Here is a 13,657-nt window from a genome sequence, read left to right as displayed (position 1 = left end):
GAATGAGCTCACCTGAAGGTGAACAATTTGGAACTGAACTGGAAGCGATTAGGTAGAAAAAACTCATTTTTTACTGTTCGTGAACAAGTAAGCTTTTATACGTTTCCATATCGCTACAAGAGGTCTAAACAAGTTGAACAAACCTCGCTGTGCATTACGCTCATTAATGAATCTTTGTTTATCAGCAATATCTCGCTGTTCCACTTTTTTGATTTGAGCCGGTGACATTCCTTTAGCCCATAAAACACCATTGTCACGGATGAAATAGTGAGACTGGCACTGGTATTTCCAGTTTCCTACCGACGGAAACAGAGAAACTCCTTCTGATGTTATGGTATATCGCCAATCAACTGGTGAAAGAGGTGTCACCACCTCTTCACCACAGCCACAACAGCATTTGTGAATTGCTATCTCATATTCATCACTGATATAAAGCTTTCCGCTTTCTATATGATCAGGAATGTATTCAACAAAAACTGGCGTGATCTGTTTTACTCGCATCGCTCCTCGCTCCTGGAAATCGACTGGAAGGGTTGGGTATAGACCATGTTATGAGGGCCATCACATTCTTCCTGATAAAAAGACTTGTACTGTTTCCATAAGCCAACAGCCAGCATAGCGTTCATTGCATTCATATCAGCAACCTGAATATTGCTCTTATAAAGAGCCTCATCAGGGTCATCATCTATAAAAACCAGATGCTTAGATAAATGATCATGCTTTTCTGGAGTTGCTAACGTTACCCGGCAACTACCACGCAATACTGCATCACCACTTTTCAGTTCAAGACGTTCAATCCCCAGCCCGACATCAATGAAAGGGATGCCTGTTTCCACAAGGTAATCAGTCAAAAGTTTTCTTGCACTTCCACTATCAAGCGCAAGAAAAACAAAGTCACAATCTTTCAGTATCGATACATTGTCTGCAGTAATGAACTCATCAACGATCCCGATATGCTTGTGCATTTGTGAATATATAGCCTGGTAGTACTCAACTTTTTTCGGCTTCTTCTCCAGATCTTCAAACGCTACCGCTCCGGGCGAGCGAAAGGCGTTATGAGGTTCCAGAATATCTCCGTCACATAAAAGAATGGAACTTACAGGCGTTTTGGCCAGCTGATCCAGAATGTAACTTCCGGTCCCGCCAAGCCCGATAATCGCAACCTTGTCACCTTCTAATTTCTGACTCAGTGCCGTAATCCCAACCCGGGACGAAGCCGTATCCGGATACTGAAAAACAGATCTGCAGTCTCGCTCACGATGGATTCGCCCCGTTCTGGCATCAGCGTTAGGCTCAACAGCTCTAGCCTGACTAACGAACAAAGTATGATAGTGAACAACTTTGTCATAGTAGTTAGTAAAAGCCTTACCGTTAGGTTTATTGGAAAGGTAATGCTGAGCAGTAAAACCCTGAAACAATTGCCGTGGATTCGAGTTATTGATCACCTGAGACATTTCCCGCCCAGTACTCATAAACGGCTTTTTCCCCTGAAACCACATTGTATGGTCTCTGGGACACGTATCCTGCTCACCCATACCCGCATACGGACAAGCAAACACACCTAATTCAACAACACCTTCTGAATTTAAATAAGGGATGGAATGAACCAACAAATGTTGGTTCACAATTTCCACATCAAAACCTTCTTCAATTAAGCGAAGAATAGATGGATTACGATCGGTTTGTTTTGTTGACATTGAACTTCACCCCATTTCTGATCTCCACAGACTGACCTTCAGTCAAAGTACCATCAGGCATTTGAGGTCCCATATATGTCACTGTAAATACAATCCCCGAACTGGATTCTCCGGGATATGCAAGTTCAACAACTTCTGTGTAAGAAACAGAACCACCTTCAATTTTTTTCGGGCGGCCATTAATGATGATGTTCGTTGGTTTGTCTTCTTTATGAATAGACATAGTTGTCACCATATTCTGAAAATTATAAATAGCATTCAGATTCATTGTTTGAAATCCGAACAATTGACAGAGGAATGGATAAACAGACATCTCATTAAAATAATAAAATGAATGCTTAACCTTGAGGTGAAAACCAAAGGAAGCTACTATCACAATTCTGACCGAGTGATTGATGTTCCTTTAGTGAACTCATTCCTCAATGTGTTGAGTCCGATAAGAATCACTGCAATGATTTTTATCTTTCACTTCACTGGTAAAAAGGCACTTCAGTTCAACTGTAAGTGCCTTTTTATTCTTTAGAGACACCCTTGAATGGTTTCTTGTCGCTTTTCACTTCCATAAACCGCCCTGTTTCAGCATCTCTTTTTACCCAATTACCTGACCCCGTCTGAGTCTGGCTCCGATTCTTTACCGCACCTTTCCGATAATCATTGCCCGTATTTTTGGCCATTTCTACCTTCCTCTATTTCTAAAAAACAAAGCCACTTCCTGCTACCGTTACTAATCTAACATTAGATCGATCAAAAGATCAACAGCACTTATAAAAAATAGACGAACTAGTTGTAACATTTAACTTTAAATGTAGCTAAATTCAATATGAATACTTATCATGTTTATAGTAACTAACTCGAGAGATTTATAATGCTCAACTACGATGAACTAAAGAAGAAGTATAAAAACAATGCAGATCGCTTTGCTTACATCGACTTCATGCTACGATTTACTGGCACTATTAAACGCTCAGACTTAGGGAACCAATTTAATCTGTCGGATGCATCGGCATCGAAAGTTCTCGCCGCATACAATGACGCATGCCCTCTGAATATGCGATACGATCATTCTATTCGCTCTAATATTCTAAAGAGCAGTTATGAACCTTTGATAGAGTGGAAAGCAGAAGTTGCTCTTGGAATGTTAGCGAATGGATTCAACAAAAATAAGCTTTCTGACCACAGTAACACCGTGATTCCATATGAGAAGGTAACATCGCTGCCTGATCAAATGAAAGTTGATACTGTCTCTGCTATAACTCGTGCAATCAGCAACGGCTACCCAGTCTTTTGCGAGTATTACTCCAAAAGTGGGAAAGGACGCTCAAAAAGAGAATTAGTGCCACTTCAAATATTAAATGATGGCGAGTTTTGGTTGTTTAGAGCCTATGACCGTTCAGAAACAGATGTTTCTAGAAACCCCTTCAAGTTTTTTAACTTTTCCAGAGTTCTTAAACTCGAAAACAATCAAGCAAGCCTAGGTTTCAAAAAGCAAAAGCACGAAGACTTAGACTCCGACCCAGATTGGAACGTAGAAATTCCTTTAGATTTAAAGTTACATGAGGATAGAAATGAAAAAGAGCGAGAGGAAATCCGAATCGACTTTGGTTTAAGTAGCGGGACTGACCAGTTATTTGTTTTAAAGAGAGCTGCTTTTTTGTGGATTTTAAAAAACAAATGGAATATTGATACTCGGTCACCTGAGCAAATCAAGGAAGAAAATAAACGACTCGAGAAAGCAAACATGGCAGGAAGTAAAAAGTACTATAAGTTTAGACTATGTAACCTAGACATGATTAAAGTACTACTTGAAACAAATGATTGCTACGAGAGGTTTTAAAATCATGTACTCAGTATTGAGGAGTGTTTCATCCTCCCATAAAGGCAGAACCACAGGCTTTCGACTATGACGGGTTAGTTGGCTTATTTACCGCTAGCCCAGCGGATACAGGGGGCTTACTTCCTGACCTATTCTTGACCGCCTACTCGGCGGAGTACCAAAAACCTTTAACTAGATCAGGACTAGTAAAATTATTAGCCGCCTACTCGGCGGAGTACTATTAAGATTACACCATAACTCATTTATTAAACGAATATTTATAACTTTTCTAGCTAAAATACCTTTCTTTTTAGCTCTATATTTAACTGCTTGATTTTAGACCATTAACTTTTAGCGTTCTAAAATAGGGTTAAACCGTGATGATAGGTACTGTCCCTCTCCACTTGTTATTGGATGCGAAACCATAACCATTAAAGCCCTGTCCTATTTCCGCTTCCACATGACATTGCCGCTGAATATGCAAAACAAATTCGTGGCCTGATGACTGACTACTTATAGGGACTTCATGGAATAGATCAAACTCCCGATCTTCAATAGATATGGGTGTGTAAATACGACCTTGCTCCTCAGCACGTTTCATTGCTCGTTTAATTCTTCGCTTTTTCGAACCGTTGAAGATCTTTTGAATCGTTTTATTGAATACAAATCGTACTTCCTCTGCGTCATCAGGAACAACCTTAATATCTGAGATTTCAAAGAGGTTTTCGTTCATCATTGTGGAGAAGTAGGGTTGGTACGATAGGCCAGTGAGGATACTTTCATTGGTCGAGACAAAAGTAATTACATTACCAACGGTTTGTTCATTCCATAAAGGGAAACAGATACCAACACTGTTTTTGAATTGCTTATTGCGCTCATGAGAAAGAAAGCCGTGCATATTTGAAATACAGCGGCCTGACAAGAGCTCATTATCAGCACGCTCCGGTATGTAACGAATAGAAAAATAATACCGTGATTCCATCATTCATCCTTCTTATTTTTCTTACTCGCACCGCTGTACACACCACCCTTAGCTAATACCGCCATGATAAAATGAACGTCATCTGGGATTAGATTGGTTTCAAGCATCGATTCAACATAACTTTCAGTTTTTGCAATCAATGAGTAAAAATCTCGGTGCTGTGAACAATGTCGCCTTGCGATTCCATATTCTTTGTCAGCGCCATATTCATTCACTCGTAACGGCTTATCTGCATTTTCATCCCACCAATCATCGATTAGTTGGATTGCGGCTCCAATTTTCTGCGAATGAAATGCTGCTGACTCTTCTCCATTGACTATTACCTTTGCTAACTGTTTGGTTGGTTTTCCTGCTTCTTTCGCATCTAAGAACTCTTGCTTGGGTACACCTCATCGCCCCAGCCTACGGTGAGCTTCGCTTTAATATCCACATTGAAATAGCCGGTCCTATCCGACAAAGCTTTAGTTAAATAGTTTGTAAATTCATCCCAGACTATTTGTGAATTCTTATCCCATGAACCATACCAATCCAATAATCTTGCATCAGCAATTACCCACTGTTTATCTTCTGTTTTAACTTCAACCTCAATATTTCTACACGCTCGATTACGCCAAACCCACGATGCCATCAAAATATTTTTAGCATAACGCCTTGCCAGCTCTTTGTATCCTCCCAATTCTTTATACAGGGCAGCAAGGTTACTGAGTATGTCTCGGACCTCATTATCAACACATACTTCTGGTGATAACGAATTAGCTCGAACTCTTAACGAGAAGGCACAATAGATATCATCTACTCTAGGAGGGACATAACAGTGTTCTAGAAATTGAATATTTGAAAGTGCAAGGTCTTGCGGTGCTACATTTTTCGCTTTTAAGTCGCCAGAATAAGCTTCTGAATAACCACTCTTAGGAGATCGATGATAAGTCCGGTCTATCTGAAGTGGGCGCATTTTATTATCCCTATCAAGATAATAAAAATATGCTTTTCCAGGTGATAATGAACGAACATAATTTAACTGACTGCAGAGTTCCATAAGCGACTAAACCCTTTTGTTTTTTATAAGGATAGTCTGCTCGGTCACCTCCAGCGACCAAAATACCTGTTCAAAAAATTGATCTCTTCCAGCTAATCTTACTTCAATTGGATTAACCCGCTTCGCTAAAGCAATATTGTTTTCCGCATAAGTGTGAAGGTTCGTCAATGCGCCCTTTCGTTCCTGTGGCTGCTCTAGAAAATGAAAGCCATTTACTACCGGAATTAACGAACCATCAATAGATAAACGCTTTTGTAACTCAGCCAGATTTTGAGGCTGGAAAGAATATGGTGATAACCAAGTACCATAGCCAGGTAAACCTTTCACCGCTTGAAACAGAACTGACTTACTTACAAAGGTTCTTAACCAATTAATCTCTGAATCAATTTCAGGTTGAAACAAAGTACCTCCGGCGAAATTAGTTGGTAACGCAGCTCTTAACTGGCTTTGGTAGTCTGAGAGACGCTGGTCACTTTCTATTGTAATTACAATATCAAATACCAAATCAGAACAGTCTTCACGAATGATTGTGGTTCGCTTAACTGGCGAAATACTCCGAGCTTTAGCTATTACACTTGGTTCGGTGAGTTTTGCGCTGGTTTGAACTAATTCATTGCGAACGAAAATAGCAAAGTCTTTAAACTCGAATTGACCTTCACCATCAGGCAGTAAATCTTGCAACTCTCTTTGGTAACGATGAACAAATCCCCACACTGCCGTTAATGAAGGTGCACCTGATAAATATGGACAACTCAAAGCCGCGGCATCAAATACCCTCATAGATGAAAGATAAAGATACTGTACTTTGCTATCAAAAACGGCAGGATGATCAGGTTCAGGACGACTTAGCTGAGTTAGTACCCATATAAGTTCCGTTTTTAACACTCGCATCAGTTTGGGATGGTAGGCAAAACGAGAAGCAAAGCGGTTGTTCTGCAGAGCTAAGTTCAAGCGTTGATTTAAACCAGTTATCAGTTCTAAAAAGTCAGACTCATTGATGGATAAGAACCGCTTCACCAGATCGTCATCTGGCTCATCATAAAAGCCTATTGGTTCTGTGACTGAATTGTCTCGTAATTCGATGAGCGGTAGTAACCATCGCGCGATTTGTTTACGTATGAATTTGAGCTGATATTGGCGTACTTGTTTCTGCGCTTTGCGCGTTTGAGGTTGTTCAAAACCTATCAAATGAGCTAACACACTACAGGTTCTTTTTGAGGTTAACTGAAAATCATCGAAGTAGCGGTTAGTTCTACTGCGGCTTGCACCGAGTGTTTGATGCCGATTCGCCACTACATCAATCGGATAGCTGAGTATATTTATATATCCGCCAAGTGAGCCACATAAATTCCCAATACTAGCTGAATTGGGATAGCTCATCGTTTTAAAGCGAAGAGAGCATTCAACTTGACGAGACAATACAGAGAGCTCCTGCTGGATAGCATGACTAACAACTGGAGTTACGGATAAATAATCACCCTTCCAAGGGAAGCGTAGCTGCTTGCTATAGCGGTTCACTTCGTCGGGAGATGCGTTGGTGGCAACTGGCATTCAATTAGGTCTTTGAGCTGTATTTGTGCTTTAGGTTTTAATCCCATATCAGCTAAAAGTTCCAGCCAGAAATCATCTCCAGCACGAATGAGATTAAGTAGATTTTCCAATCTTCCACGCCAGCGGAACTCATTTAATAACCAAATAGTATGTTTATAAACAGCTGAATTATGCGCCCAACCATAAGCTTTGTTGAATGACTGACTGGTAAGCGTCAGCGTCTCACTGTACAGAGGTTTCGCTATAATTCGCTGCTCCGATACACGGCAATCTGGAAACTTGAGGTTATGAGTATGAAACCACTGAATTTCTTGTTCCGCAGTCGCTAAATTATCTGAATTGGCGAAGTAACCCAAGGCACGAGTAAAATCGAGCCAGTCTTTAGCTTCCGGTTTACTCAATGATAGATTGAGTAACACAATTAATGCCTGTTTTTCACTCCCATCAACTTCTACTGGTCGCGTATAGGGCATGAACGCTTTTTTAATCTCAGCAAAGCGGAGCTTAGCGTCTTCAATATCGATTAAGTCTTGCAAAGTCGTCATAGTTTACCACTCTGGTAAATAATGATTTAAACCATCAGTTTCACTGCACATCCCGGATAATTTGAGCTCTATAATGCTACGAAGAGTGAAAACAGAGTGATGGTTTTCAATTTTAGTGTGCAATTTGGGCGTGAGCTGCGCTTTAAGCTCTCCAAACTGGTACAGGCGACATATTTCTTGTGTGCTACATGAAAGTAGCGTAGAAGCTTCTAAAGGACTTAATAAAACATCACCGATGTTAGCTGATTTCGCCCTAGGATAATTAGCAACCAACCTACTGAAATAGCGAACTACATTCTGCAGCACCGGATTTTTGCTAAGGTCACGACTTGGAAGGTTTCGGCACTCTTTCAGTAGATCACCAAACACCTCGCTGAAGTAGATTTTATTCCAAGGCTGAATTCGCACTACATCAGCCCTTTGCACGGTTGCATCTAGATCGTCATAGAGCTTCTTCGGCCAAGTTTTACAGTACTCAACAAAGTCGTCGATACTAATATCATCAAATTCACCATATCGGTTGATATACCAAAGCAGAACCCCAAATCGACTTGATTGAGTCAACTCCCGAGTCATTAACCCAGATTCTATCACCGTTTCTCCCGCTAGCCATTGAGCAACGATATATGCCGAACCACTTTCCCTCTCTGATTCGCTATTAGGTAAGGAAAAGCCACATTCACACTGATCAATTAGCTCTGACGACTGGTAGTCCAATAATTTTCCGCATTCAGTGCATCGCTGAACGAGTTGGCAATGGTGTTTATGGCAAACTTGATAAGGAATAAAATGCCACAATTGACGGATATAAGGTGCTTCATCTATGCATTTAGGGCAAACAGGAGTGAAACGTTTTCTAAGAAAAGTTAAAGGGTAATCAACACCAAAGCTATGCACCGCTTTGTAATCCGGAGAAAAACTCGCATTCGAATGGGAAAGAGCTAATCGCAGAAGACCAAAGTCGTTAAGTTTCAGCCGCTTTTCTAAATCTATGAGTACTCGAACACGCATTTGGCTAGTTGTTTGAGCTCTATAGATATTGATTCGACTTAGCTCAAAAGGAAAAGCGCCGGGAATAGCTTCATGTTGTAGTAACGTACTCTGCCAGATGTCTTCAGCAAAATGAGCGAACCGCTCGTAGCCTTGATACTTACTTAAACGCAGTAGAAAGCTTTCGAGCGATTCATCAGAGTAGAGTTCAATTTCCGTATCCATTGCCAACCTAAAACTTAGAGTAACTAAGTTTTAGTATGTTCCCTGTTTTGGCAGATTACAAATGAGGCTAGTTAATAAATTAAAAGTACACTTCACGGTGATCACAGGTAGACACAGGGCATGTCAGCGCGATTCGAGCTAACAAATTTATGCCCCATAGTTTGATAGCGATTATTGCTTAGGTGGCGGTCCTAGGCTAGTGAAGAAGGCATAGAGTCAGAGTTGCTGTGTAAGTAAATAAAATGCCCACAAAAATATGGGCGTCTTTATTTAAATCATAACTGAAAGTTTAACACTGGTTCCACTAGGTTTTCTGTTTACTGGTTTTTCTTCATAGTCGGAAGATACTCGCCAAACAGGCAATTTTTCATTAAATTCAATAGCAATAAGAACGCTAATGGCTGTCAGAATTTTAGGTCCTAACGGGGCTATAAGAGGTGTCGCAAACGAAGAGGTCGCACTTACTAGGTCTCTCATATCAATGTATGTGTTATAAGGTTGATCTAATCTGTAATGGACAATTCTCGATCTAGGGATCTCATTTAAGAATGCCTGATTATTTTTAACAACTAAATCGTCAAATTTTTTGTCAACACCAATTGGGACTAAAGCAAAATTGAACTCTGGCTCAAGATAAGTTGCTAATCCAAGAGCTTTGCCGTCTTCATAACCTAAACCTAAGATTAACGCTGTCGGTTTATTTAGATCCCCTATAGCGCCAGATAGTTCAGGTATAATATCCCCCACTTTTTTTATTGGAGATAGCCCATCAGGTGCAGAAACGAACTTCGATATTTCATAAGATATAGTTAAGATAGAGTTTTTAGGCAGGCTTTTCACCAAAATATATAATAGTGCAGCAAGTCTTGGTCTGGAAAAAACTGTGATATCTATTAATACATTGATAGGTTTATTTTTTTCACCAATCTTTTCTTTAAGCCATTCATTCAAATATGATTTAACATCGTTATCATTTCCTTCAAAGACATTGCTATGCCCTGAAACATACTTATCTTTATTATCTTTATAATGAAGAATCTCAGTATGTGTCAGGTAACCCAAAGCTAAGACTTCACCAAGTGAGTCTTTTTCTTGGTTATATTTACTTGACGCTCGTTCTTCGTAACCTAATCCTAATATTGATAAATCATACGGTCCATTAAAGCTATCACTTAGTATTTTCATTCAAGCTCCAAAGAGTATTGTTGATAGTTAGTAAAACCTAGTAAGTCAACGATTTTCAATCTAGTCGATTTAAGCTTAGTTTGATTTATTAGCTCTACGATATCTATCTCACTTTGCTTAGTCATTAACAGGTCATAATGATGTGAGAAGATATAAGATAATCTGCAACGTTTACTAGAGTTTAAATCATTTAACGAACCTATCTCAGTATCGATTGGTATAAGTGCGCCAGCATTAAGTGCATATCCTATTATTTCATTGAGTTCATCACTTATTTTGCTTTTGATTGCTATTGAACCTTTAGGTTGGGTTTTAAACTGTGGTCCATGGATTTCGTCTCTAAAAAATTGTGCAATCTCTGATATTAAATCATATATATTGTTAAATTTATTGTCTCCGGAATCTACTGCAATTGTGCCTAGTAACGAACGGTAGTCATGAAAGTATTCTTGTAAGCTTATTAATTGCTGATTTAAACTTACTTTCCCTTCTTTAGCATGAGAAATAAATTTATTCATTAAACCGATAAGCATTCTAGGATTATACTCGACCGCTTTGCATATGTTTTCAAACCCACCATAGTAGTCGGCAGGTCTTCTTCGTGCATGTTTTTTACCATCTTTACTACGTTTAAAGTTCCGTAGATGCACTATAAATTTTATTTTTCTAAGTTGGCTATCCTGATTAGTATAGATATCAGACTTGAAACCTCTTTCAATAAGATAGTTATTGAAGGAAGGGTCCTTCGCTGACAAATCGCTAAAATCTTTGTCGATATTTATATCTTTAGGTTCTTCAAAGTAATGCTCAATATTGTTATAGAGCCCTTTTCTTTGAAATAGAGCGGTACATAGTGAATTAGCGAAGTTATTACCACCATTGTCACTTAGACCTGTTAGATCAATCAATTCTATATCTTGGGCTTTCATGGCACTATCAGTGTCATCAGTTATAGATACACCTTTGTGATAAGGTGATAGCGCAAGTTTGAATATAATATCCTTATGCCCACCACGCATTTCGTTTACCAGTGGTTTTATTATCTGGTTTGGTGCAAGTTCCAACTCATCAAATAAAAACGCCCATTTTCCACTTTTTTCTTCAAAGTATGTGTTAACGATAGCAACAACACTTTCTAGATTACTGATTAAATCAAAGTCACCTACTTTTTGGACATCAACATCATCGTTGGATATAAGGTTGTTTACGGCATTTGATATAAGTTGTTTTTTTAAGATTACTTCTGCTAAAAGACTTTTTAAAGAATTTATTCTTGGTTCAACATTTAGGATGCTTTTTAGGCTAAAAACTAGCTCTACTTCAGATTCTTTGGTAAGTTCCACGTTCTTAAAATTGTTCTTTTTCTTTATTGTTCTGCTGCATCTGTAATTAACTACAGAGAGGAGGTTTTCAAAAACGTGATAAGAAAATAATTGTTCTAAAAGAATAATTGCGGTGTCATATCGTAATTTTTCTTTCTTTGATATTTCATCATCTTTTAATTTATTTTCAATTTTTTGATATTGCGTTTTCCAATAACGGTCTGTGGGTATAAATACACCTGAATAATTGATGGTTTTTCTATATTCACTTGCTTTTTCTGATGTCCACAGCTCAAGAGATTCAATATCCAACATTCTCATAAGCGTTGTTTTACCACTACCTCTAGGCCCGATCATAATACAGTGGTTTGGACAAGCTAATTTGTCATAGAATTCATTTGTGATAAAAGTTTCGCAGAGATCCTCTGTAGTTGATGTCTTTGCGTTGAAAGAATCGCTGACACTTGGGATTCTATTTAGCATTGGCTGGCCCTACCTGTAAAATGAACTGGTTTGCTTCATCAATGTCAGAAACTAGTGAATTTTTTTCTAACCTTTTCTTAAATTTTTTGAACTCTGCAGGCAAAAAAATATCGGAGTTCGTCGTTTATATCTTTTATGTCAGTTTCTTCTAGAAATGCTTCATTTTTTAAAAGCTCTTTTATTCTATTAATCAATGTTCGTGAATTGATATTTGAACCAAGTCCACTTTTAGCTGGCATATTGGTGGAAGCTGAAGGCTTCCAGCCGCTGCCAACAGAGAACTGATGCGTTTCAAATGTACCAATAACCCGTTCGTTTTCAGAAGTTTTTGTTATGTCAATATCGATTGAATAAAATTGATTATCTATGAGGTCTGCGTATTTTGCAGATGTACTGCCTGCCGAAAAGACTATTGGTGGATCTTCGCCTTCACTTGAAGCTTTTGAAATACAGGAATAATGCTTGTGACCATGTAAAATTAGCCATGGACCCTGATCTACTTTCTGCAATGAGTTAAGTAACTTTTGTCCGCCGCTCATTTGTTGACCGTCATAATCATCATGTGCATGTTCCATTCTTTGTGGATGATGGTGGCAGATAAGAATGTTTATTGCTTTGGGACTTGATTGGTTGGCAAGTCTTTTCTCTATTTGGTCGACTGTTTCGAGAGCCACTCTGCCATGATGTGATTCATTACTAAAGCCATGATAAGCGCTTGTATTTAGTAAAACTAAGTTTGACTGGGGGTCACTATCGTCTAAAACCCAGTTCCATGCCCAAAAATGTGTATTCTTTTCATGACAATTAAACGGGAAAGGTGGTTCACAAAACTGCAATTGATGTTTTGGAGAAAAACCATCTGGGTCATTAAGGTCTGGTCTTGACTGATGGTCATGATTACCTGGTACACATACTAATTTTGCGTTGGGTAACGCGCTACTCAAATTGTTAAGAAACGTCCACCCAGCCATGAAAGATGCTTTAGATCCTTTGTTAGCAATATCCCCGCAGCAGACTATTAAGTCATATTTGATGTTAAGTGTGCTGATGTAACGTATAAGTGCGTTACCCCATTCACCATTTCCATTCTGATCAAGGTGAAGCCTTGAGTTGCTTAGATTTTGGCTGTCATTTTCTAAAACGGCATGTAAATCTGATAGAAGTAAAATTTTCATATAATCTGTCAAATAATAAATTTTTAATCGTTCGCTACATTATTGGTGTCTACAGCCTACAAATTTGATTTTGATATTACTAAAGCAACCCGACTCACAACCTTCACATCACCCTCATCAACAGTAATCGTCGTTCCATTAAAACTGATAGCTAGCTTTTTACCCAGAATACGTTGGATTTCGTTTAGGGAGAGCCGGCCGTCCACATCTACTAGGTAGGTTCCGGCTACGGCTTGCTGTGAACTCTTATACATGATAAAGGTAGAGTCACCGTCATAGATTGCTATAGCGCTCTCAATAGCTGCTTCTTCTAAAAGTGCTTTATCGAATGTGAGAGTTCGTAATTTCGTTAGTTCGCCATTGAGAATTTTAAATACGTCAATATCGATAAGATATTTCTCTTCTAGACTTTCGAGCTGTTCTTCAGTCATTTGCCTATTCGGAAATGGCTCACCTTCTACAAGAGTTTCACATAGTCTTTCGGTCACATTTTTACCACCTTCGTAATCAAAAGGCAGTAATTGGTACTGTTTTTCTTGCATATACGATCAGTAATTCTCGCATTCAGACGTTTAGACCGGCAGCTCTATGATCCTATACTAAACATTCAATGACTTAAAAGGATAGCACCATGCTTTCATATCAAATAGCCC

Annotated in this window: 11 protein-coding genes and 2 pseudogenes; 1 reads left to right on the top strand and 12 read right to left on the bottom strand. The window is 38.9% G+C overall.

Translation table 11 applies throughout. The features are described from left to right. Positions 1 to 63: 63 nt before the first annotated feature. The 4 genes from SU60_RS16295 to SU60_RS22020 form a co-directional block, all read right to left on the bottom strand. The gene (locus SU60_RS16295) at positions 64 to 501 is read right to left on the bottom strand and encodes a ubiquitination-like system serine protease family protein (RefSeq protein ID WP_041156456.1); all 438 of its coding nucleotides are present in this window, start codon (positions 499 to 501) and stop codon (positions 64 to 66) included. After that, positions 492 to 1,697, bottom strand: a complete 1,206-nt coding sequence (locus SU60_RS16290) for a ThiF family adenylyltransferase (protein WP_052481551.1) — start codon at positions 1,695 to 1,697, stop codon at positions 492 to 494. Before SU60_RS16290 ends, SU60_RS16295 begins: the two co-directional genes overlap by 10 nt. After that, a complete protein-coding gene (locus SU60_RS22025) occupies positions 1,672 to 1,920 on the bottom strand; it encodes a multiubiquitin domain-containing protein (protein WP_041156455.1) in 249 nt (82 codons plus the stop codon). Before SU60_RS22025 ends, SU60_RS16290 begins: the two co-directional genes overlap by 26 nt. Before the next feature lie 289 nt (positions 1,921 to 2,209). Beyond that, positions 2,210 to 2,371, bottom strand: a complete 162-nt coding sequence (locus SU60_RS22020; protein WP_164833050.1) for a hypothetical protein — start codon at positions 2,369 to 2,371, stop codon at positions 2,210 to 2,212. Between the two features lie 191 nt (positions 2,372 to 2,562). On the opposite strand from SU60_RS22020, the gene SU60_RS16280 reads away from it, so the two are divergent. Then, a complete protein-coding gene (locus SU60_RS16280; RefSeq protein WP_041156454.1) occupies positions 2,563 to 3,531 on the top strand; it encodes a BrxR family helix-turn-helix transcriptional regulator in 969 nt (322 codons plus the stop codon). 349 nt (positions 3,532 to 3,880) lie between these two features. On the opposite strand, the gene cas6f is transcribed toward SU60_RS16280, so the two are convergent. The 8 genes and pseudogenes from cas6f to SU60_RS16240 form a co-directional block, all read right to left on the bottom strand. Beyond that, the gene (cas6f, locus tag SU60_RS16275) at positions 3,881 to 4,495 is read right to left on the bottom strand and encodes a type I-F CRISPR-associated endoribonuclease Cas6/Csy4 (RefSeq protein WP_342418119.1); all 615 of its coding nucleotides are present in this window, start codon (positions 4,493 to 4,495) and stop codon (positions 3,881 to 3,883) included. Continuing rightward, a pseudogene (csy3, locus tag SU60_RS16270) lies at positions 4,492 to 5,528 on the bottom strand (type I-F CRISPR-associated protein Csy3). Before csy3 ends, cas6f begins: the two are co-directional and overlap by 4 nt. Positions 5,529 to 5,534: 6 nt before the next feature. After that, positions 5,535 to 7,624 (bottom strand): annotated as a pseudogene (locus tag SU60_RS16265) (type I-F CRISPR-associated protein Csy2). A gap of 3 nt (positions 7,625 to 7,627) precedes the next feature. After that, on the bottom strand, positions 7,628 to 8,839 hold the full coding sequence (locus tag SU60_RS16260) for a TniQ family protein (protein WP_041156452.1): 1,212 nt from the start codon (positions 8,837 to 8,839) through the stop codon (positions 7,628 to 7,630). Between the two features lie 270 nt (positions 8,840 to 9,109). After that, complete coding sequence (locus SU60_RS16255) at positions 9,110 to 10,024, bottom strand: hypothetical protein (protein ID WP_041156451.1); 915 nt, start codon at positions 10,022 to 10,024, stop codon at positions 9,110 to 9,112. Beyond that, complete coding sequence (locus SU60_RS16250) at positions 10,021 to 11,829, bottom strand: ORC-CDC6 family AAA ATPase (protein WP_041156450.1); 1,809 nt, start codon at positions 11,827 to 11,829, stop codon at positions 10,021 to 10,023. Before SU60_RS16250 ends, SU60_RS16255 begins: the two co-directional genes overlap by 4 nt. A 77-nt stretch (positions 11,830 to 11,906) precedes the next feature. Further along, the gene (locus SU60_RS16245) at positions 11,907 to 13,004 is read right to left on the bottom strand and encodes a metallophosphoesterase family protein (protein WP_041156449.1); all 1,098 of its coding nucleotides are present in this window, start codon (positions 13,002 to 13,004) and stop codon (positions 11,907 to 11,909) included. Between the two features lie 56 nt (positions 13,005 to 13,060). Continuing rightward, complete coding sequence (locus SU60_RS16240) at positions 13,061 to 13,546, bottom strand: S24/S26 family peptidase (protein WP_041156448.1); 486 nt, start codon at positions 13,544 to 13,546, stop codon at positions 13,061 to 13,063. Positions 13,547 to 13,657: the final 111 nt, after the last annotated feature.

Source organism: Vibrio mytili (assembly GCF_000830505.1).
Lineage (GTDB): Bacteria > Pseudomonadota > Gammaproteobacteria > Enterobacterales > Vibrionaceae > Vibrio > Vibrio mytili.
Note: the sequence above shows the minus strand (reverse complement) of the source record. Positions and strands in the feature narration are given on the sequence as shown.